Raw genomic sequence first — 22,146 nt, 5'->3', positions numbered from 1 at the left:
ATGAGGGTATAGAGCCTATTTCCGGAAAATTGTTGGGAAAATTATTGTGGACAAATTGTGACGATTATAGGATTTAGTAAAAAATTGGCATTCATTCAAATAGCTTCTTGAAACTTTTGGAAGTTGAAGATAGGATGGAAAGAGAATAGTTTAGTATTTTTTTTGCATTCATAGTCTGCACACGGGAGGGGTCTGTTTGAAAGGCTGGAAGAATCCCATACTCTTAGTTCTGGGAATTGGGGTTTCAAACATCGGTAATTGGATATATTTTGTAGCTATAAATTTATTAATTTTAAAATTAACGGGTTCTGCCGCTGCTATCGCTGGATTATTCATCATTAGACCATTGGCAATCCTTTTAACAAATACATGGGCGGGCAGCGTAATTGATCGTGTCAATAAACGAAGATTAATGATATACATCGATATCCTGCGGGGGATATTCATTGCAATCATCCCATTTTTCAATACCATTGTTCCAATATACATACTTATGTTCTTAACAAATATAGCGGGGGCATTTTTTGGCCCCACTTCAGAAACTTACATAACAAAGCTTGTTCCACCTGAAAAAAGAAAACGTTTCAATTCCTTCTTTTCGTTTGCAACGTCTGGTGCAATGCTTGTGGGACCAAGTGTATCAGGATTGTTGATTATGTATGGAAGCATAAATACAAGTATTTATATTAATGCTGTAACATTTTTCTTATGTGCTTTGGCTATTTACTTCCTGCCGGATGTGGATGAAAAGCTAAGCGATGAAACAGTTAGAGATCGGATTACGATGAAAATGATCGCAGCGGATTGGAAAGCTGTCATCAGTTTTGGAAAAACAGCATCAGGATTTATGGTGATTTTTCTAATATTTCAATTCATTACTTTAATTTCTTTTTCTCTCGATTCTCAGGAGGTAACCTTCATACAACAGGTTATAGGATTATCCGAAAAGAATTACGGATTACTGGTTAGCCTGACTGGAGCTGGTTATGTTGTTGGTTCATTAGCAGTATCAGCGCTGGCGAATCGCCTTTCAATTAAAATGCTGTTGGGTATGGGGTCTTTTCTGTCGGTAATTGGATACTTAATGTTTTATCTAGCATCTCCAGAAACAGTACCACTGGCTGTGGTCGGCTTCATCATTATCGGGTTCTTTTCACCATTTTCCTTTACTGGATACGCAACTTTTTTCCAAAACAATGTACCAGTTGACTTAATGGGGAGGTTTAGCAGTTCGTTTGCCTTCTTTCAGGCAATGGTTCAAATCGTGTTAACATTGTTATTGGGTTATTTAGCAGAAGCAGTTAAACTGCAAACAGTCACGGTCGCATTTTCTGCAATTGGACTGTTACTCGCAGTAGCCCTGACGTCGATCATTTTTCTGCAGTCAAAGAAGGATCTTTTCATAATTGACGCAGAGAACAATTTAACAGAAGAGGGATAGAAAAGCTGTACTGGTTATCACCAGTACAGCTTTTTTGTTATGTATATGATCTATGTTCGATGAGTCCCTCCATACATAAAACCCTTTGAATAGTAGAAAATACATTTGATTGAAGAAAAGGGAATCAATAGAAGGTGCAAGTGGCGGGTTAAAAGGGAGGGAAGAGTTTGTTCCATGCTTTAGTTATTTTAGGTGGCGTCTCTTTGTCAATTGGAATGGGAAAGTGGGAAAAATGGAAGGAATTTCTGCCTACTTTTTATTATTGGGCCTTGTTTAGCTGCTTCTATGAGTACATATCTTATATCGGCAACAAACACTTATGGCAGTTTGAAAGAAACTTCATCAGTCTATTTGTCACTGAAACACTGTATACCTTCATTTTTTACCCTAGCATGATCATCCTCTTTCTGGGGAACTATCCAGAAGGCAGAACCAAAACAATTTCTCATTACATTAAATGGATATCTTTGTCTGTTTTGATCGAGACCATCGCGTTTAAAATAGGGGCCATTAAATTTGCCCATGGCTGGTCAATGGGTTGGGAAGTTTTTTTCTATAGTACGATGTATCCAATGCTCAGGCTTCACTACAAGAAGCCTTTGGTTGCCTTAATTCTTTCGGTGTTCTTTGTTCTCTTTTATTTATTGATCTTTGATTATCAGCTTATATAGAGTTAATATGCACTTGTGGATTGGCTGGCAATTTAGGGAATAGTTTCAAAAAATGTGCAAATCTTAATATTAATTGAAGCAAATATGAAATTTGAGGTGTAATGTGATTTGTCTTACTTACAGGATAAAGAGCGAAAACTCATCATACTTTCTCTCATTGTGATTTCACTCTTCCTATCCCCTTATTTTATATTAGGAGACGATGCCCACATCCGGGTCCATGACAATCTTGACTCAAATTTGGCCTGGTACAAGGTGCTTGCTGAAAGTGGACAGCTAACCGGTTCTACAGATTCCAGGATACCTCAAATCATCAATGGGTTGCCGAGGAATGCGCTTGGAACCGAGTTTAGCCTGATTGTATGGCTGTATGCTTTGTTCCCGACAATGGTTGCATATGGAATAAGCCAGGGAATCACCAGGTTTATAGCTTTCCTGGGTATGTATTTAGTTTTGAAGGATCATTTTATTAAAGGAGAAGATAAAAGCCTGATTCGTGTCGGCACAGCTCTTGCATTTGCCCTTACTCCTTTTTGGCCGTCCGGGATGCTCAGTACCTTGGGTATGCCCCTTGCACTCTGGGCTTTTTTGCATATCAGGAAGGGGATGGTTTCCTGGTCGCATTTTCTTGTGCTTACACTCTTGCCATTTTACTCAAGTATTGTATTGGGTTTTTTCTTTTTCCTCACTGCAATGGGAATCCTCTGGCTTTATGATGTCATTCGCAGAAAAGGATGGAATTGGGGGTTCTTTTTAGCGATAGCGTATATGACAGCTGTGTATTTAGTCACTGATTACAGACTGGTATACTCTTTCTTATTTGATGGGGAACCGAATAGCAGAGATGAATACTTTCACGCACGCCTGTCGTTCTGGCATTCTGTCAGGCTTACCTTCAAAAATTTCTTCCTTGGACACACACATGTAATGACTGTACATACTTTTATAATACTGCCAGTCATAGTGGCAGCAATGATTCTTATTTGGAAGCATAAAAAGTGGAAGAAAGAACGGAGCTTTGTGATTCTGTTCATCCTTAACTTTGTATTATCTGCCTGGTATGCATTTTGGTTTTATAAAGGCTGGCTTCCATTAACTGAAAGATTCCACTTCTTGGATACATTTAATTTTGCCCGGTTTCACTTTTTGCGTCCATTAGTCTTGTACATACTGTTTGCCATTGGCCTGAAGATTCTATGGAATGAAAAAGTATTGCAGAAAACTGTGCCCTGGTTAACTGCTGCCCAAATTATCCTGCTTTTGTTCTCGAATGAAGAAATCGTGCACCGCAAAAAGCCCAGTGTCGGGGAATTTTACGCAGTAGAACAATTTGAAGCTATCAAAAATCACATTGAAAAACCTCAACATCAATATCGTGTAGCCAGTATAGGCTTGCATCCAGCAATCGCTCAATATAATGGATTTTACACGCTGGATACCTACAACAATTTTTACCCCCTGAGTTATAAAGAACAGTTCAGGAAGATTATCGAAAATGAACTTGAAAAGAATAAGAGGATCCGGATCTACTTTGATGAATGGGGCGGACGCTGTTATCTTTTTACCGATGAATTGGGTAAGCATTATATGTTTAAGAAAACGACAAAGAGAAGAATTCAAAATATTGATGTGAATATAGAGCAGTTTAAAGAAATGGGCGGGGAATTTATCTTTTCTTCAGTTCCAATTGATAACGCATCAGAAAACAACCTGAAGCTGGATAAAGTCTTTGACTCTAAGGAAAGTGCCTGGAAAATTTACCTCTATGAAGCTTTATGACACCAAGGAGGCTAACAGATGAATTTGCCAATCTTTACAATTATCGTACCTTGTTATAATGAAGAGGAAGTTCTGGAAGTGACAATTGATCAGTTGACTGCTAAGCTCAGTGAACTGATCAAGCAAAATTTGGTATCAGAAAAAAGTAAAGTTTTATTTGTCGATGATGGAAGCAAGGATAGGACCTGGCACTTGATTTACAAAGCAAGCTTGAACAATGAAATGGTAAAAGGCCTTAAGTTATCAAGGAATGCCGGACACCAAAACGCCTTGCTTGCCGGACTCTTTTCTGCAAAAGAGGCGTCCGATTGCATGGTAACCATTGACGCTGACCTGCAAGATGACATTCATGCTATTAACGAGATGGTTAAAAAGTACAACGAGGGTTACGAAGTTATATACGGTGTGAGAAGCAGCAGGGAGAGTGACACATTCTTCAAACGTTTTACTGCGGAAGGATTTTATAAACTGATGGACAAGCTGGGAGTCAAACTAGTCTTCAACCATGCAGATTTTCGGTTGATGAGCAAGAGGGCTGTAGATGAATTGGAGCATTTTGCGGAAAGCAATATGTTTCTGCGTGGAATTGTCCCCTTAATCGGTTTTAACTCAACTTCAGTTTGTTACGAAAGAAGAGAACGCCTCGCTGGGGAAACGAAGTACCCATTGAAGAAAATGCTGGCTTTCGCCTTCGATGGCATCACTTCATTTTCAGTGACACCGATCAGATTTGTGATGCTTATAGGATGTCTTTCCTTTTTCGTAAGCCTTTTATTCGGTCTTTATTTTCTCACATTGAAGCTTTTTGGGAACACAGAGCTTGGGTGGACTTCCTTAATAACTTCTATTTGGCTTATCGGAGGCCTGCAGCTGATTGCGCTTGGTTTGGTTGGAGAGTATATAGGGAAAATTTACAAAGAAACTAAGCGGCGCCCGAAATATATTGTCGATGTAGATCTGTTTAATCTGCCAGTGTCGAGAAAGCTGATTAACATGGAAGGAGCAGATTATGAGCCAATCAGTGAAACTCGGAAGCTATCTGAGAATAACTAACCAGCTGGCGCAAAAAATTGGACTTGGGTCTGTAAGCTCTCAGGAAGTCATTAAATTTTTGCTGGTCGGTTTATTGAATACCATTGTAGGAATGGGTTTTATGCTTTTTCTGAAAAATGGGCTGGAATGGCCGTTTTGGTACGCCACATTCACCGGAAATACAGTCGGCGCTATAGTCAGCTTTTTAATGAATAGAACTTTTACATTTAAAAGCAAGGTTCCCATTCTGGTGGGGTTACCGAGATTTACTGCAGTTGTTCTCTTTTGTTATATATTTTCTTTTTCAATCAGCCGGCTGATTACAGGTTCAATGGACTCCTTTTCAATTGGGCAATTTTATATCGATTCAGACAATATCGCAATCCTCTTAGGTTCAATCATCTACACATTCTCTAACTATGCTGGCCAAAAATCCTTTGTTTTCAAGCCTCACACTGAAAGCAGCTCTTGATGCTGCTTTTTTTATTGACTAAATGTCCAATTAAAGATAAAAATTAATAAGTACATTTGCTTTTGTTGTTTTTCGAAATAATGTGAGACAAGTACTTAAATTTAATTATTAAAGGAGCAAGACTACTTCATGAATATTTGGGAATTAATTGTGGCATTTATACTCGGTTTAGTAGAAGGATTAACTGAATTTGCACCTGTATCGTCTACTGGTCATATGATTATTGTCGATGACCTGTTATTGCACTCTAAACAATTGTTTACAGAGCCTGTTGCCAATACTTTTAAAGTAGTTATTCAATTGGGATCTATTTTAGCTGTGGTCATTGTTTTCAAAGATCGATTCATTAACCTGTTAGGCATGGAAAAGGGTGTTTCAATCGCGGATTCCAAGGGCAGACTGAGTTTGCCTAAAGTTATTGTAGGGTTGATTCCTGCAGGGGTGACTGGCGTTTTATTGGAGGACTATATCGATGAACATCTATTTTCGGTAGAAACCGTCATCTTTGGATTAGTAGTCGGAGCATTCCTGTTAATAATCGCTGACCGCTTACAACCCAAAACACTTAAGACCGAAGATGTTGATCAAATCAGCTATAAACAGGCATTTGGAGTAGGTTTGTTCCAGTGTCTTGGATTATGGCCAGGATTCTCAAGATCCGGTTCAACCATAGCGGGAGGAGTACTTCTCGGTATGAGCCATCGTGCGGCCTCAGATTTCACTTTCATTATGGCGGTTCCAATCATGCTTGGTGCAAGTGGGATTTCCCTGCTGAAAAACTGGGAATACTTCACGATTGATGCATTGCCATTTTTCACGGTAGGTTTTATCAGCGCATTCGTGTTCGCGTTGATTTTCATCAGATTCTTTTTGAAGCTAATCAATAAAATCAAATTAATGCCATTCGCAATCTATCGTATTGTTTTGGCAGGGATCATTTACTTTATTTTTCTTTAGTTTAAAAAGGAAAAGGCCATCAAGAGCCTTTTCCTTTTTTACGTTTACAAATATCCTTTACCAGCGGTGGGCTTTCGCGTTCCCTCTTGCAAGAATGGTGTTCTTCGTGACCTGAGTCTGGCCATTCACTTGAGAATTTAAGCGCTTGCGCCTGGTCCAAGGGTGGTGGAAAAGTTCTGAGTGCGGATCCAAATGATCTTTGTAACTCATACAATCACCTCAGGAATGGATTTTTGAAACGTCTGATATTCGAAAGAACATCATCTATAGCGTTTGTATTATCAAATAGCAATATACATCAGACAAAATGAGTGAAGCAAATAAATCTTTTTTTGCTTTTTTTGTAACTTTTTACAATTTTCATCGTATTATTCTTTGTGAAGCCACTTTATATAATTTTTTAGGAAATGAGGAGATTCTATGTCGCAATTTGCCCTCGAGGTAAAGGAGCTGACTAAGACGATTGGTAAAAAAACAATCGTTGATGACGTAAGTTTTCAAGTGGAACGGGGAGAAATATTCGGTCTGCTTGGTCCTAATGGTGCCGGCAAAACAACCATTATCCGGATGATTGTCAGCCTGATCAATCGTACTGGAGGAACTGTCCTTGTAAATGGACATGATTTGGATGATTCTTTTACAGAAGCAATGAATGAATTAGGGGCCATTGTTGAAAATCCTGAATTCTACAAATACCTTAGTGGATACAAAAACCTCAGGCATTATGCTCGTATGGCTTTAAGTGAAATTACGGAAGAGCGGCTAAACGAAGTGACCAAGTTGGTAGGACTTGAAAATGCAATCCATGATAAAGTCCGCACTTATTCATTGGGAATGCGGCAGCGCCTGGGAGTGGCACAAGCGATTTTACATAAGCCCTCAATTCTAATTCTGGATGAACCTACTAATGGACTTGACCCTCAGGGTATTCGTGAGTTCAGGGATTACTTGCGCTTACTCGCAAGCCAGGGGACATCTGTTTTAGTTTCTTCTCATTTATTGTCAGAAATGCAGCTCATGTGCGATCGATTTGCCATCATCGAAAAGGGAAAATTAATACATATTTCTTCTATGCATGAGCATGAAACATCAGAAACCATAGATGTAAAAACGATAGAAATGGAACTTTCGAATCCTGGTCTTGCTTCCAAGCTTCTGGAAGAACAAATGACTGATGTAAAAGTAACATCAAGTAAAGGCAATCGAATGACCTTATCAGCCCGCAAAGAACAAATTCCAATGATCAACAAGCTGTTTGTTCAAAATGATATCGATGTTTACGAAATATTAAATGTGAAAGCTACACTGGAAGATCGATTCCTGGAAATCACCAATAAAGACAAAAAGGAGCAGATGGTATGATTCCTTTAATTCAAAATGAACTGATGAAGATATTCGGCAAAATGGCTAGCTGGATATATATGGTCATTATCGTGATGGCAGTTTTAATTGCCGGAATTATTTATATGAAGTTCAGTGCGGATCCAAATCCGAATTGGAGACAGGACACCCAGGCGGAGATTACAATGCTTGAAAATCAGATGGAAGCCGCCGCCTCTGATGATGAGAAGAAAATGATTCAGAACCAAATTGAACAGACACAGCAATTTCTTGATCAAGATATAAACCCAAATGAAAAAACAAACTGGCACTTCATGAATGACGTGGTTGTAGGTGTCAGCTCACTTGTCACCTTGTTTGTGGTGGTTGTCGGCAGTGCCAATGTCGCAGCAGAATTTTCTGATGGAACAATCAAGCAGCTATTGATTCGTCCGCATCAAAGATGGCGAATCCTGCTCTCAAAGTACATAGCTGTCATCATTTATGCATTATTGTTGGTTCTAACACTGATTGTATCCGGGTTTATCATTGGGTTGATCTTATTTGGCAGTGGTGATTTTAATATGAAGATATTTGAAATCACACTTGAAGGAAGAAAGGTTGCTATTGTCGGTACACAATTCATGTTAAAAATGCTTTACTTCATTCCAAGTTTGCTTATCGTCATGACGATAGCATTTATGCTGTCAACCTTATTTAAAAGCCAGGCTCTGGCGGTTGGAATAGGGATTTTCGTTCTCTTCTTTTCCTCAACGCTTGGAGGTATCATCCTGATGCTAGCTGACAAATACACATGGGCAAAATTCTTGATTTTCCCACATCTGGATTTGACGGTCTACGCATTACAGGATCGAATCCTTGAAGATATAACATTACCGGTATCGCTCTCCATACTGGCTGTATATTACGCAATATTTATGATGCTCACCTTTTTCTTTTTCCAAAAGAGGGATATCAGCATTTAAGCAGAATAAAGTAAAGAGCGGTCTTGTGACCGCTCTTTTTAAATGGTAGATGAAAGGGGAGAGGTGAAGGTGAATCCTGTTTTGTTGGATTTTCCATCCGAATTTGAAACAGACCGTCTATTAATCAGGATGCCGCTGCCTGGTGACGGAGCTGTAACTTGCGAATCAATCAATGCATCTTTAAAAGAACTTAAACCATGGATGCCATTTGCCCAAAAAGAACAAAGCGTTGAAGAAACAGAGATCGTGATCAGGCAAGGCTACATTAACTTTTTGAACCGGTCAGACCTGAGGCTCCTTGTATTTAAAAAAGATACCGGAGAATTTGTAGCGTCGTCCGGTCTGCATAGAATAGATTGGGACGTCCCAAAATTTGAAATCGGTTATTGGATTGACACCCGTTTTAGTGGAAAAGGGTATATGACAGAGGCTGTCCAGGGAATCACTGATTTTGCCGTCCGGGAACTTAAAGCCCGGAGGATCGAGATAAGATGTGATTCATTGAATACCAAAAGCAAAGCGATCCCCGAAAGACTTGGACTTGCTCTCGATGGAATATTAAAGAATGATTCCCTTTCCGTTGACGGTGAATTAAGGGATACTTGTATTTATTCAAAGGTATTTTAACTAATTGGTTGAGGCAAACTGTTTCCAACTGAGGCGAATGCCCGAAATTTTGTCTGAAGTAGTACCAGGTTCAGACAAAATTGCAGCGATTGCCCGTAACTTTATCCGAAGTAATGCCAGGTTCGGACAAGACTGAGTCGAATGCCCGAAATTTTGTCCCAATACTAATCAGGCCTGCTCATAAGATGTAATTTCTTAATATACCATAACAAAACGAGCAGCCAATTCAGGCTGCTCGTTTTTTAATTATTGTCCTTGCCACTCTCTAAGCTTGTCAATTACTTTGTTGCCGACCTTTCCGGCATCTTCCTGCATCTGGTCAAATACTTTTTTCCACTTTGGCGCTTCTTCTTTCAGTTTTTCTTCAACCTTGCCAGCACGCTCTTTTAATTCTTGCTCCAATTCATTTGCTTTTTCCTTGATAGCTTTTTCTGTTTCTTCATAATCAACTGCGGCACCAGACTTCCGTTCGTTGACAGATCGTACCTTGAAATCCTCCTGCTCGATATGGGGCACTGTTTCTTCCATGATTGCCCTGAATAGAGGGACTACATCTTTTGAGCTGCTGCTGGATAAATAATGGTCGCGGTCCGTTTTATCATATCCCAGCCATACAGCTCCCACAATGTTCGGTGTATAGCCAACAAACCATTGATCCTTCGTTCCATTAATATCTGCATAAGGGAGCTGTGTAGAGCCGGTCTTGCCTGCAATCTCAACACCTTCAATATTTGTCCCTTTTCCAGTCCCTGTTTCTACAACATTCAATAGCATGGACGTCATTTCATTAGCCACTGATTTAGAAGTAACACGTGTTGACGTGCCTTTATGCTCTGCAATCACTTTACCTGTCGGCCCGACAATTTTCGTAATCAAATGGGCATCATGCTTCTTCCCGCCATTAGGGAAGACAGAGTATGCTTCTGCCATTCGCAATGGAGAAACACCATTATGCATACCACCCAATGCGAGTGCCAGGTTCTGGTCCTCTTTTTCGACTTTGATGCCAAATCTTCTTACAGCATCGATCCCTTTATTCAAGCCGATCTCATTTAAAAGCCAAACAGCAGGTATGTTAATGGACTTTTCCACGGCCTCATACATGGGAACTTCTCCTTGGTAAGTGTCTGAGAAGTTCTTTGGACTGTAATTTTTAAATGACATCTTCTCGTCGACAAGCATCGAATCATATTCATAACCTTCTTCAAGCGCAGGTGTATAAACGGCCAGAGGTTTCATTGTCGATCCTGGCTGAGCCCTTAGGTGGGTAGCGCGGTTGAATCCACGGAAGACTTTTTCACCGCGGCCTCCACTCAGTGCACGTACGCCTCCATTAGCTGGATCTAGCAGTACAGAACCACTCTGAACCAAAACATCTCTGGATCGATCAGGGAATAGGTGGTCTTGTTGATATACATTTTCCAGTCCTGCTTGTATATCCTGATCAAGTTCAGTATAGATGCGATAGCCTCTGGTCATGATTTCATCCTGGGTAAGACCATATTTACTTGTAGCTTCGTCTAAAACTGCATCGACATAAGAAGGATATTTTCGGTCTGCGAGCGAACCGCCTCCATCTTCCAATACGATCTTTTCAGACTTGGCCTGTTTATATTCGGAATCTGTAATCATTCCTAGTTCGTTCATTTTAGAAAGAACGACATCCCTGCGTTTGATAGCAGCTTCGTAATTATTGTAGGGATCCAGGGCAGACGGTGCTTTAAGCAGGCCGGCAAGCAGTGCGGCCTCACTTATGGTGACTTCCTGAATATTTTTGGCGAAATATTTCTTGCTGGCATTGTTGATGCCAAAGGCGCCACTTCCGAAATACACCTGGTTCAGGTACATTTCTATGATTTCATCCTTTTCATACTCTTTCTCGAGCTCCACTGCCAAAAATAATTCTTCCACTTTACGTTTGTATGTCCGCTCAGATGATAACAAAGCGTTTTTGGTCAGCTGCTGAGTTAGAGTACTCCCACCGCCAGTAATGCCTCCTGCTAATAGGTTTCCGAAGAAAGCACGGGCGATCCCTTTTATATCGAATCCGTTATGTTCGTAAAACCGTTCATCCTCAATAGCGATGACGGCATTCGGAACATGCTCTGGCATATCTTTGATTGACACTCCACCGGTCCGGTTCGTAGCAAGCTTGCTTGCTTCCTCACCATTGCGATCATAAATCGTGGTAGCCTGGCTCAATCCATCCTTCAGTGTCTGCACATTTGCTCTGCTGGCGATAAAAGCAAACCAAAGAATCGATAACAATATGAAAACCAATAAGATTAATAACAAGATTTGCGTCAGGTGACGCCGTTTCCAGAATCGGACAACAGCCTCCCAAAATCGTTGAAGTAAATGCATATCATTTCTCCTTTTATAAATGAAGCTTTAAGTGCAAAAAATCAGGTTAGATTCCTAATTTAAATTCCATTATATATGATTTGCTGTATTTCAGGAAAGTTGAAGCCGTTCACCCAGTATCAGAGAGCCTTAGAGTTATGGATGCATGCTAAATTCCTGGACAAGAAGCGCACTCAGTAACGGAATGACAGAAAGGCTTTAATTTGAGGGAATGTGGCGAGCTAGGTATAAATGTTCAACATACATCAAAACTGACGGATGTATTCTTTCAATCGGAGGCGGACAAATGAAACTTTTAGAATAAATGCTGATTCTCTTAGGAAGGGTAGTAAATAACAAAAGGCATGAATTCATCCATGCCTCCCAAACATTAATTAAAATTTGAAATCCACTGTTTGTTCTTCAAAGGTTTCCTTTTCATCTTGATTGAGAACTTTGCTGGTTGTAACCTGGATAGAGTTGATATCAGAGTTCTCAACGATAAAACCAATATTTCCTGCTTTCTTTTCACCAGGGCGAATTGCTCCATTCAGTTCCTCTAAGTATATATCCTCTGCCCAAGTTTTTTCTTCACCAGTATCAGATTGTATATGGGAAACTGGAGCGAAATTCAGTATTTCGTTTGACTTGTTTTCTATTTCCACAAAGATTTTCAGAAACGTAAATTGCTCTTCATGAGTATAACTGTGGTAAAAGTCTATTAAGCTATAGTCAGGAGTGTAATCAATAATTTTGGCTTCCTTTAGGACCATTTCAATGGGTCCTGCAGTAAGGCCCTTATCTAATTTAGTGTAGGCAAGTAGTTTGGCGGCCCCTTTTTCATCCCTGAATGTTTCACCGGCACTCAACAATGTTCGATCATCAGTAACCTGAGGGTTAGGTGCATAATCATTCATTGACTTCCTAGGCGAGGGAGTAACTTCGTTTCGGTCTTTCTGAATCGGTTGTTCTTTTTCTATCTTTGAAGAGTTGGAGTATTCATCGATATTGCACCCAATAAGCAAAGATAGTAAGAGTACCACAAAAATTAACTTTCTCATTTCGCACCTTCCAGTAGTTGATAAACAGACTTCCCGCTGCCTGAGGGACAGCGGGAGCAGTGATTTCCTTATTTATCTTCAATAACAATTTCTTTATTCCCGTTTTGCAGGATGCTGAATACATGTTTAGCAAGGTCGGTATTTTCAATCTTGCCGGACAGAGCTTCACGTGTTGGGCCAAATGCATAAACGTTAACGTCCTCACCCGTATGGCCGCTGGTTGTCCAGCCTGTATGTGAACGCTTGTTGAAGATTTCTTCAATAGCATTATCGATTTCTGTTACATCCCCTTGAGCAGCAGCTTTGACTGAATCTATTTCTTCAGAAGTCAACTCTAAATCAATATAGTTGGAAAGCGTTTCTTCGATATCTGCACCATCGGCAATTTCAGCTGCCATGAAGTCTGGTGTGCGTTTGGCGGCTTTAATTGGTTCTGGGAACCAGTTGTAAATTCCGTCAGCCCCAATTGAATAGCCGCCAGTTGAGTGGTCAGCAGTAGCAATTACAAGAGTATGCTTATCCTTTTTGGCAAAATCAATCGCTGCCTTGAATGCTTTTTCGTAGTCTTCCATTTCACTCATCGCACCCACGATATCATTATCGTGACCTGACCAGTCGATCTGGCTGCCTTCAACCATCAGGAAGAAGCCGTCTTTATCTTTGTTCAATCTTTCAATTGCCGACTTAGTCATTTCTTCAAGAGAGGGAATATCCTCTGTACGGTCAATCATTTTTGGAAGTCCACGAGGGGCAAACAATCCAAGTATTTTCTCATTATTATCGCTTGCCAGCTGTTCTTTTGTAGAAGCGAAGCTATAGCCATCGTGTTGGAATTCTTCAATTAGGTTACGGTCTTCTTGAACAAAGAGATCAGTGCCTCCTCCAAGAAGGACATCAACCTTGTGTTCACCGTTAATTAAATCATCGTAGTAGTCCTCTGCGATTGCATTCATGTTTCTGCGGCTCTCATCATGTGCTCCGAAAGAAGCAGGAGTTGCGTGGGTGATTTCAGAGGTAGCAACGAGCCCGGTCGCTTTCCCTTGTTCTTTTGCGGATTCAAGTACTGTTTTTACATCGGATTTATCGTTATCGACACCGATAGCCGCATTATATGTTTTAACACCAGCAGACATTGCAGTGGCCGAGGAAGCAGAATCAGTAATATTTTGTTCAGGATCTTCTGCATAAGTTGACTGCTGGCCAACAAGGTATTTGTCGAATTCAGTTCCTTCAGCAAGTTTAGTGTTCGGGTCGTCTTTTAAGTAGCGGTAAGCGGAGGTATAGGATACTCCCATTCCGTCACCAATCATAAAAATGACGTTTTTGATTTTAGCATTATTCTGTTTAGGCGATTCCTTAGCGTCAGCAGTGAAAGCTCCTGAAAGGCCTCCAATGGCGAGCGTTGATACGACAGCAAATGGAATCAATTTCTTTTTGAAGTTATTATTCATTTTCATTTCCCCCTCTAAATTACTAGTTTACGTGCCTATTATAATTAAACTTTTAGAATATTTCTCAATTTAGAAAATCTAGTATTTTTAAGAATAAATAGAAGAGTGAGAGGTTAGAATTAGTAAGTAGTGAGGACTATAACAATGGGATTATTAAGGATTCGAATGTAACTGGGAAAGATAGTGTAAATGTATCGATAAATTGGATATATTTGTAAATTAAATTATTATAGGGCAAAAGAAGTGTTTTTAAAGGGGGAGTAAAAAGACGAACCCTGAGTTCGCCTTTTTACATTGCATTTGCATTTACCAGCCAGCTGGTAGCATGGCAACCGGCATAAGAGATACCTTATAAGTGTATCCGCCATCCTTCGTGCCAGTTGGCCATAAAGCTGTTGCCATGTAGATCACTTTAACAGTGTTATCCTGAGAAAACTCTGTTACGTACACAATTCTGTCAGCCATGAAGCCAATTTGTTCCTGAGTCCATAGAATTCTGTCGGCCATGAAACCAATTTGGTTAACTGTGTAAAGTACTCCATCTAAGGTTTGAGAATAAGAATCCGCACCCATTTGTCCTACTGTTACCAGAACATCAGCGGAAGTAGTAGCAGCTTGGGCTTTTTGCTGTGGACTGCCAACAGCGACTAGAGATAAAATCATCGCAAAAGCAATGATTGATTTGGTGATCATTTTTAACATGCAAATTTTCCTCCTTATTTATACCTTGTTGGGTATTTAATATCACGATTCTTACTATATACCCTAATAGGTATTTTGTCAACTGGAATATTTAAAGTTCCCATTGTGGTTTTAGCAAGTCAGGAGTAAGATGGAAGAGATGAAAAACAGAAAGGAGTTGGTATCTTTGGGTCATTCAAAAGAACCTGATCCCGATAGGTTCGGGGAAGTCGATGATTTATTAGATTTGATACAATTGAATGCTGCAAGACTATCAACTCTGAGTAAAGGTAGTTGGCTTCCTCAATAATAGAAGAGGAGGTTGATCAAATGCTTGAAATCTATAAAAGCAGTGAAGAAAGACATTTACTATGTGTGGAAGAAATCTCAAAAGGCTGCTGGGTTAATATGGTTCATCCTTCTGAGGATGAAATACTAAGAGTAGCGAATGAAACTGGAGTAGCAGTGGATTTTATTAAGGATGCCCTTGATGATGAAGAGCGTCCAAGGATTGAAAAGGAAGATGGAATGGTCTATATAATTGTTGACTATCCCTATATCACGCATGATGAATCTGGCTTCCCAATCTATGAAACTATTCCTGTCGGGATCATTCAAACTCCGTACTGTATCATAACTGTTTCCTTGAAAGAGACACCTGTATTGAATGAATTCAAATCAAACAGAGTCAAGGAATTTTATACTTTTAAAAAAACGAGATTTGCCCTGCAAATCCTATACGTGATTTCGATCTACTATTTGCGGTACCTGAAACAAATCAATAAAAAGACGAATGAGATTGAGCGCGAGCTGCATCAGTCAATGAAAAACAAGGAATTGTATGCATTCCTCGCATTAGAAAAAAGCTTGGTTTACTTCACGACCTCACTTAAATCAAATAAAGTCGTACTTGCCAAAATCATGCGATTCAATTATTTGAAAATGTACGAAGAGGACAAGGATTTGTTGGAGGATGTCATCATTGAAAATACCCAGGCTATTGAAATGGCTGAGACATACAGTTCGATTTTAAGCGGAATGATGGATGCGTTTGCCTCTATTATTTCTAATAACCTTAATATGGTGATGAAATTCTTAACATCAATTACCATCATTCTATCGTTTCCGACGATGGTGGCAAGTTTCTACGGTATGAACGTTGATCTACCATTTCAGCACTATCCCTATGCATTTTTCCTCGCAATCGGTATGGCTGTTTTATTGGCAGGATTAACTGCATTCATTTTCTGGAAAAAGAAATACTTCTAACGGAGCGTCCGGACACCTGTCCGGGCGTTTTTTAGTCTAAAAATTTCATTTATACATATTTATGAATTAACAGAGATGGTATTTTAAATTGATATCACATGCAAAAGGGTGATTGAATGGCTGGAATATTCGTCAATTTTTATAGGAAGATGTTATCTGCTTTAATTATAGTTGTTTGCACGTTCAGCTTTTTCCTAATAGCCGGTTTTATATCGTCCTCAAACATCAGCATTTTTAAATTCAAGGTGAACGGAGATATTGGAGCAGAGGTTTTCTTAAGAATCATAAGTTACGAAAACCCTTTAATCGGACATGCATTGACAGGATCCAATGCTGATTTACCTATATTTTCTACAGGCTTTAAATTGCTTACAAATATTGAAATGAATGATATTAGGAGTCTGGTCAGGACTGAAATACCGGGGTTTATGGCATTCGATTCTAACTTCCTTATTGCGGATGAAGGTGTAGATTTCACGGATATTCCGATCGAATCTGCACCCCCAATGGAAGTTCTGCTGCAAGAAAGGGATATGGCAGCAAAAGAATTGAAGGAGCTGAACAACGGCAAAATTTACAACGGTGCTTCCCCAACAGAAAAATCGGTATTCATTTATCATACTCACAGTTGGGAATCATACCTGCCTTTGCTTGGGCTAGAGGGTGCCGAGAATGAAAATGAAGCTGTTGATGGCAAGACGAACATCACCATTGTTGGTGATTTGCTCGGACAGGAATTGGAAAAGCGAGGGATTGGGGCCAGCGTGGATAAGACTAATATTGGCCAGGAATTAGACAAGAAAGGCTGGCTGACACATAAGTCATATGAGATTTCACGTTCATTGGTTCAAGAGGCGATGGCTGGCAACAAGGAATTAGAATATTTTATTGATCTTCATCGGGATTCTGTCAGGAAGGATTCGACCACAACAACGATCAATAATGAGCCTTATGCCAGATTAGTTTTTGTAATAGGCGAAGAAAATAAGAACTTCCAGAAGAACCTGAAGTTTGCAAACGAGCTTCATAAAATCCTGAATAAGGAATATCCAGGTATTAGCAAGGGAGTCTTGCCAAAAAAGGGAATCGGAGTTGATGGAATTTATAATCAAGATTTGCATGCAAATACGTTAGTAGTTGAGGTCGGCGGTGTTGACAACAATATGAAGGAATTAAAGAATACAATAGCAGCGTTAGCAGAGGCGATCAGCCAGATTTACTGGAAGGCGGAAGAGGTAAATGGCTGATTATGAAAAATATTTCTGGCTAGTGTGGACGATTGCCACTTCAATGATAGCGTATTTTTATTTTCCTTTCACGGTTACCATTGCATCTTTCCTATCAGGAATGTTCATAAGCAGTAAATGCCTTGTTGAGGATTTTTTAACTTTGCAGGAAGAAGAAGAGCAAAAGGAAAAAAACCATTGAAGCATTCAACTTGGTCATGACCCCGTCAAGTAGACAAGACAAAAAAGCTACGCAGCTAACGCGTGTCGATACTCAATCGGCGCGCGTTTCTTTAATTTCTTTTGAGTCCGTTTGTAATTGTAATGATAGATGAATTCTTCGATTGCTTGCCGTATTTCCTCTTCTGATTTACACTGTGCTATATACAACTTTTCGGATTTGAGATGTGAGAAGAATGATTCTACGCATGCGTTATCAAGGCAGTTTCCTTTGCGAGAGTGGCTGCCCTTGACGCCGAATGTCTCTAACCTATTGTTGTATGTCTTGGACGTATACTGGAAGCCTTGATCCGAATGGAGAACGGCTCCAGCTACGTCCTTTTTATTTGTCCATTCATCAACAGTTTTTAATACGAGTTCTAAATCATTTCGTTTGGATATTTGCCATGCCACGATTTCATTGTTGAATAGATCTTGAATGACCGACAGGTAATAAAACTCTTTGCCGTCAGAAACATATGTGATATCTGTTGCCATTTTCTGATTTGGACCCACCGCTTTGAAATTTCTCTTTAGGCGATTTGGACATATAACTGAAGGTGTATGGCCATGGCGTTTCCTTTTCTTCCGGATCACCGACTGTATGCCCATCTCCTTCATCAACCTGTACACTTTTTTATGGTTGATCAAAAAGTCACTTTCCTTTAACCAATCTGTTATTCGAGGACGCCCGAACTCTGGATGAATAAAATGAATGGCCATTATATGTTCTCGTACATCCTGTTCTTGTTTGAACCTTTCCTCGCGTTGTGGCAGAGTTGCTTTCCACTTATAGTAAGAGGCACGCTTGATTCTGGCGATTTCCATTAACCAGGTGACAGGGTATTTCCCCCTTAACCCTTCAATGATTTCATATTTTGCCTGACGGGTGATGTCTTCTCCTCCTTTACCAGATTTGGATACTGCTTTTTTAAGTATTCTACCTGTGCCTTCAAATAATCTCTTTCTTCTTCCACCGTTTTAAAGTTAGTACGTGGCCTTCCTTTTAAAGGGTTTGATACTCCACGCCGCTCATCAAATGACTGTCCGTTCATCCACTTCTTTACCCATACTTTAAGCTGTGTACAATTGCGGATCCCTAACTCTTCGGCCACTACCTTATAACTTTTAGATCCATTAACGTATGTTAATACTGCTTTCTGTTTGAATTCATTTGTATAACGTTGAAACTGTTGTCCTTTCTTAGCCATAGAAAAATCCCCTCCAAGTATCCATTCTTACCTCCATGGTACCATGGAGGTTTTTTTGAATGTCTACTTAAAGGGGATAATATCAACTTCAATGGTTTTTTGTTTGGGTTGATGCGGAATTCTTACTTGAACCAGCCCTTTTTCCTGAACCAGAAGAACATGGTCACTCCGATAGCAAACATGGCGAACAATGCTCCGAAGTAACCATATTGCCAGGAGAGTTCAGGCATATTCTCGAAATTCATTCCATATACCCCAGCGATGAAGGTCAGCGGCATGAAAATGGTTGTTATGACTGTAAGTACTTTCATCACTCGGTTCGTTTCATGTGAATTCATCGATAAATAGGCGTCCCGGATGTCTGTTGTCAATTCACGACTCGCCTCTACTTTTTCGGCTAACCTCAATAAATGGTCATGGATATCCGCAAAATATTCTTTTTGTTCCAGGACTCCAGATAAGCGGTGGGAATTTATCATCCTGTACACTAAATCTCTCATTGGAGTGATAGTATGCCTCAATGAGAGCAATTCATGTCTTGTATCGAATAAATCTTCAAGCAGATCCTCCATCGACCGGTCGGCTGAATTCTCATCTATTTCATTCAATAAATCTTCAATGCGGTAGACGTGAGGAAAATAATTGTCGACTATCTTATCTAAAATATGATAAAGAACAATAGAAGGGTTCCACTCACCAGGCACCTTTGCGTGCTCTAATCTCCTCCAGACTTCATCCACTTCACTCGTACTGACACTATGGTACGTTACGATATAGTTGTGTCCTAGGAATAGATCAACCTCCTCTTTCTGCATAGACTCTCCATGCAATGCCTGAAAAACAAAAAAGTGATAGTCATCATAATAGTCCAGCTTAGGCCTTTGAAGTGTATGGATACAGTCTTCAATGGATAAGGGGTGAAATTGTAGCGGAGAGTTCAATAATTGGATCTCTTCATCTGTAGGTTCATTGAAATCAATCCAGTACCAATTACCAGGGTTTGATACCAATGACTCAAGGCTTTGACCTGTTTGAATATCACCTGAAGGACTAACGGAAATTGTACGTATCATAAATTCTCCCGTAAACTGTAATCTTGGCCAGCTATCAATGATAAATCATTGATCAGAGCATGCAATCATCAATGATGCTGACAACCTCTTTCTATTATATTAGCAATGCATGTCCGGAATCAAAACAGAAGCAATTTGCTTCAGGTAGATTGATTACTTCAAGTCGCCGAATGAAGGATGATGGAAAAAAAGTAAAATTGCTATAATTGGGATTGATAGCAATATGGCATGTAAAGGTCTTTTAAAATGGAGGCCGAGGACGGAGAACATAATGACATTAAAGAATGCTGAATTAAAGATGCCCCAACCATTTTCATAAATGAACAAACCGGCTCTTTGAAAAAAGTATTCAGTGACAGTAAAATTAGCTACCCATGCTAATATATAGAACAACGCATTCTTAAAGGCTTTAGGAATGTATTTAAGATAAATCATTAAAATGATTGGGATAATGATCAAACTGAAGGTTAAATCAATGATTGAGTGATTCAGCCATGATGTACTTGGATTATATGCCCATAAAGTATGATTGAAGAATATGAAGTTATACAATAAATTGCACATTATATAAAATTGAATCGTTGGATAGAAATCCTTCCATCGGTTCCAATCCACAAAAAAATAAGCAAGCACCAGAAGGACCGCTACTACAATAGCAAGATACATAACATAACTTCCTTTATTATTTTATTCTAGTGTTGCCCTTCTCAGGATTCAAAATACAATACAGGTTCGTACAGGAGGATAAGAAAAATGCTGCACCATATAGAAATCAATTAAGCGATATAAAAAAAGTTCAAACTTCCAGCTGATACCCATATCCCATTTTTGATATACTTCATAGTTCAATTCACTTAAGAACCAGCCCCAAAACTCGATGGACACTTATTTGGTTTTTGTTCAAACTCATGAAAAGTTTATTGATGCAGGATATCACCGGTCCCGGGTCGGGTTGAATCATCTCGCCTTTTGTGCAGAATCTCGAGAAAAAGTTGACCAAATGACGGAAAAATTAAAGGAAAGAAACCATATTATCCTTTATCAAGATCGACATCCTTTTGCAGGAGGATCAGACCACTATGCGGTATTCTTTGAAGGTCCTGATCGTATGAAAGTTGAATTGGCAGCACCGTGAATGACAAACGATAATTTTTTCCATGTGTAGATTCCTTATATAAAGGGAAAGGTATTTTACTTTTATATTATAGGAGGCTATGTGGAAATTATGGCAGAGGCTTTTTTGGGAATTGTCATCTCGGCGATGGCAACAGGTCTAGGAGCGATCCCAGTTTTATTTCTAAATAATGTCTCATCAAGGTTAAAGTCATTGCTTCTCGGATATGCATCGGGGATTATGATGGCGGCGACTACCTTCAGTTTGATACCAGAAGCTATGAAAGCATCAAATATTTGGGTCTTATCCTTCGGTATGTTATTAGGTACATTTATTCTGAATTTTATCAATTCGAAGACAGAAGACCTGGATACTAGTGATTTAAAATTTTTATCAGGTGTCGATCGAAAAACATTGGTCATCATTACAGCCATCACATTGCATAACTTGCCTGAAGGACTGTCAGTCGGGGTAAGTTATGGAACCGGAGAAGGTAATCTGGGTGCAATCATTGCTTTTGCAATTGGCCTGCAAAATGCACCGGAAGGATTCCTGGTTGGGCTTTATTTAATCCATCAGGAAATGACCAGAATGAAGGCCCTATTGATCGCTACTTTTACTGGGGCTGTTGAAATAGTAACAGCAGCAATTGGATACTTCCTTGCATCTGAAGTGGATGGTCTCGTTCCCTATGGCTTGAGTTTTGCCGCTGGGGCAATGCTATTTGTTATCTATAAAGAATTGATACCAGAAAGCCAGGAGGATCATCATGTTAAATTCCCAACGTATTCCTTTATCATTGGCTTGATATCCATGCTCTCTCTCACATTGCACTTCGGGTAAATTGAAGGCGCATTAGTCGTCCATGGCCTAAAGAATGAAATTAGAAACGAGTTCTATAATGTGAGGCACCCAACGATTGAGATAAGTACCCTTATGAAGAGTGGTTAAGCTGTGTAAGGGTATCTATGGGATAGAACGGTACCCTTATGAAGAGCGGATAAGCGTTATAAGGGTATCTATGGGGTAGAACGGTACCCTTATGAAGAGCCGATAAGCGTTATAAGGGTATCTATGGGAAAGAACGGTACCCTTATGAGGAGCGGGTAAGCGGTATAAGGGTACTGATGGAAACAATATCCACTGCATCAAAAGGATCTCAAACGTTTCGAGGAGTGTATTCCTTTGCATTAGAAGGGATAATAGCAAAAGT

Annotated in this window: 21 protein-coding genes and 1 pseudogene; 14 read left to right on the top strand and 8 right to left on the bottom strand. The window is 39.7% G+C overall.

The genetic code is table 11. The annotated features are described in order from the left end of the window. Positions 1-196: 196 nt before the first annotated feature. The 6 genes from RH061_RS13070 to RH061_RS13045 all read left to right on the top strand — a co-directional run bounded on the left by RH061_RS13070 (position 197) and on the right by RH061_RS13045 (position 6,352). Positions 197-1,441, top strand: coding sequence for an MFS transporter (locus RH061_RS13070; protein ID WP_311070753.1), 1,245 nt, complete (start codon positions 197-199; stop codon positions 1,439-1,441). 203 nt (positions 1,442-1,644) lie between these two features. Continuing rightward, positions 1,645-2,112, top strand: coding sequence for a CBO0543 family protein (locus RH061_RS13065; RefSeq protein ID WP_311070751.1), 468 nt, complete (start codon positions 1,645-1,647; stop codon positions 2,110-2,112). 108 nt (positions 2,113-2,220) lie between these two features. Continuing rightward, positions 2,221-3,891 (top strand): DUF6044 family protein, encoded by a 1,671-nt coding sequence (locus RH061_RS13060; RefSeq protein ID WP_311070749.1) that lies wholly within the window; start codon positions 2,221-2,223, stop codon positions 3,889-3,891. A gap of 18 nt (positions 3,892-3,909) precedes the next feature. Beyond that, a complete protein-coding gene (locus RH061_RS13055; protein ID WP_311070747.1) occupies positions 3,910-4,944 on the top strand; it encodes a glycosyltransferase family 2 protein in 1,035 nt (344 codons plus the stop codon). Next, the gene (locus tag RH061_RS13050) at positions 4,901-5,395 is read left to right on the top strand and encodes a GtrA family protein (RefSeq protein ID WP_311070746.1); all 495 of its coding nucleotides are present in this window, start codon (positions 4,901-4,903) and stop codon (positions 5,393-5,395) included. The genes RH061_RS13055 and RH061_RS13050 overlap by 44 nt, the downstream gene beginning before the upstream one ends. A 129-nt stretch (positions 5,396-5,524) precedes the next feature. Next, positions 5,525-6,352, top strand: coding sequence for an undecaprenyl-diphosphate phosphatase (locus RH061_RS13045; protein ID WP_311070745.1), 828 nt, complete (start codon positions 5,525-5,527; stop codon positions 6,350-6,352). Positions 6,353-6,409: 57 nt separating this feature from the next. Here the strand turns inward: RH061_RS13045 and RH061_RS13040 are convergent, their stop codons facing one another. Beyond that, positions 6,410-6,562 carry a YpzG family protein gene (locus RH061_RS13040; protein ID WP_311070743.1) on the bottom strand — a complete coding sequence of 51 codons (153 nt, stop codon included), beginning with the start codon at positions 6,560-6,562 and terminating at the stop codon, positions 6,410-6,412. Positions 6,563-6,772: 210 nt separating this feature from the next. Between RH061_RS13040 and RH061_RS13035 the strand changes: the two genes are divergently transcribed. The 3 genes from RH061_RS13035 to RH061_RS13025 all read left to right on the top strand — a co-directional run bounded on the left by RH061_RS13035 (position 6,773) and on the right by RH061_RS13025 (position 9,285). Continuing rightward, positions 6,773-7,714: an ABC transporter ATP-binding protein gene (locus RH061_RS13035; protein ID WP_311070742.1), complete on the top strand. Its 942-nt coding sequence runs from the start codon at positions 6,773-6,775 to the stop codon at positions 7,712-7,714. Next, entirely contained in the window at positions 7,711-8,658 is a 948-nt protein-coding gene (locus tag RH061_RS13030) for an ABC transporter permease (RefSeq protein WP_311070740.1), read from the top strand. Before RH061_RS13035 ends, RH061_RS13030 begins: the two co-directional genes overlap by 4 nt. Before the next feature lie 69 nt (positions 8,659-8,727). Continuing rightward, positions 8,728-9,285: a GNAT family N-acetyltransferase gene (locus RH061_RS13025; protein WP_311070738.1), complete on the top strand. Its 558-nt coding sequence runs from the start codon at positions 8,728-8,730 to the stop codon at positions 9,283-9,285. Between the two features lie 246 nt (positions 9,286-9,531). Here RH061_RS13025 and RH061_RS13020 read toward each other — a convergent pair whose 3' ends face one another. The 4 genes from RH061_RS13020 to RH061_RS13005 all read right to left on the bottom strand — a co-directional run bounded on the left by RH061_RS13020 (position 9,532) and on the right by RH061_RS13005 (position 14,842). Then, on the bottom strand, positions 9,532-11,649 hold the full coding sequence (locus RH061_RS13020) for a transglycosylase domain-containing protein (RefSeq protein ID WP_311070737.1): 2,118 nt from the start codon (positions 11,647-11,649) through the stop codon (positions 9,532-9,534). A 374-nt stretch (positions 11,650-12,023) separates the two neighbouring features. Further along, positions 12,024-12,689: a DUF4352 domain-containing protein gene (locus RH061_RS13015; protein ID WP_311070735.1), complete on the bottom strand. Its 666-nt coding sequence runs from the start codon at positions 12,687-12,689 to the stop codon at positions 12,024-12,026. A gap of 68 nt (positions 12,690-12,757) precedes the next feature. Next, entirely contained in the window at positions 12,758-14,140 is a 1,383-nt protein-coding gene (locus tag RH061_RS13010) for an alkaline phosphatase (protein WP_311070734.1), read from the bottom strand. 306 nt (positions 14,141-14,446) lie between these two features. Then, a complete protein-coding gene (locus tag RH061_RS13005; RefSeq protein WP_311070732.1) occupies positions 14,447-14,842 on the bottom strand; it encodes a hypothetical protein in 396 nt (131 codons plus the stop codon). A 309-nt stretch (positions 14,843-15,151) separates the two neighbouring features. On the opposite strand from RH061_RS13005, the gene RH061_RS13000 reads away from it, so the two are divergent. The 3 genes from RH061_RS13000 to RH061_RS12990 all read left to right on the top strand — a co-directional run bounded on the left by RH061_RS13000 (position 15,152) and on the right by RH061_RS12990 (position 17,518). Next, on the top strand, positions 15,152-16,090 hold the full coding sequence (locus RH061_RS13000; protein WP_311070730.1) for a magnesium transporter CorA family protein: 939 nt from the start codon (positions 15,152-15,154) through the stop codon (positions 16,088-16,090). 116 nt (positions 16,091-16,206) lie between these two features. Continuing rightward, entirely contained in the window at positions 16,207-17,337 is a 1,131-nt protein-coding gene (gene spoIIP / locus RH061_RS12995; protein ID WP_311070729.1) for a stage II sporulation protein P, read from the top strand. Then, positions 17,330-17,518, top strand: coding sequence for a hypothetical protein (locus tag RH061_RS12990; RefSeq protein ID WP_311070727.1), 189 nt, complete (start codon positions 17,330-17,332; stop codon positions 17,516-17,518). Before spoIIP ends, RH061_RS12990 begins: the two co-directional genes overlap by 8 nt. Before the next feature lie 47 nt (positions 17,519-17,565). Here the strand turns inward: RH061_RS12990 and RH061_RS12985 are convergent. From RH061_RS12985 to RH061_RS12975, 3 genes are all read right to left on the bottom strand, one after another. Beyond that, a protein-coding gene (locus RH061_RS12985; RefSeq protein ID WP_311070725.1) for an IS3 family transposase occupies positions 17,566-18,746 on the bottom strand; the annotation gives its coding sequence in 2 pieces (ribosomal slippage) (positions 17,566-18,458 and positions 18,458-18,746; 1,182 coding nt in all). A 122-nt stretch (positions 18,747-18,868) separates the two neighbouring features. Then, positions 18,869-19,819: a magnesium/cobalt transporter CorA gene (corA, locus tag RH061_RS12980; RefSeq protein ID WP_311070723.1), complete on the bottom strand. Its 951-nt coding sequence runs from the start codon at positions 19,817-19,819 to the stop codon at positions 18,869-18,871. A 153-nt stretch (positions 19,820-19,972) separates the two neighbouring features. Further along, on the bottom strand, positions 19,973-20,485 hold the full coding sequence (locus RH061_RS12975) for a CBO0543 family protein (RefSeq protein ID WP_311070721.1): 513 nt from the start codon (positions 20,483-20,485) through the stop codon (positions 19,973-19,975). 220 nt (positions 20,486-20,705) lie between these two features. Here RH061_RS12975 and RH061_RS12970 point away from each other — a divergent pair. Then, positions 20,706-20,954: pseudogene (locus RH061_RS12970) on the top strand (VOC family protein); the annotation flags it as partial. A gap of 90 nt (positions 20,955-21,044) precedes the next feature. Continuing rightward, the gene (locus tag RH061_RS12965; protein WP_311076393.1) at positions 21,045-21,776 is read left to right on the top strand and encodes a ZIP family metal transporter; all 732 of its coding nucleotides are present in this window, start codon (positions 21,045-21,047) and stop codon (positions 21,774-21,776) included. Positions 21,777-22,146 lie beyond the last annotated feature (370 nt).

Source organism: Mesobacillus jeotgali (assembly GCF_031759225.1).
Lineage (GTDB): Bacteria > Bacillota > Bacilli > Bacillales > Cytobacillaceae > Mesobacillus > Mesobacillus jeotgali_B.
Note: the sequence above shows the minus strand (reverse complement) of the source record. Positions and strands in the feature narration are given on the sequence as shown.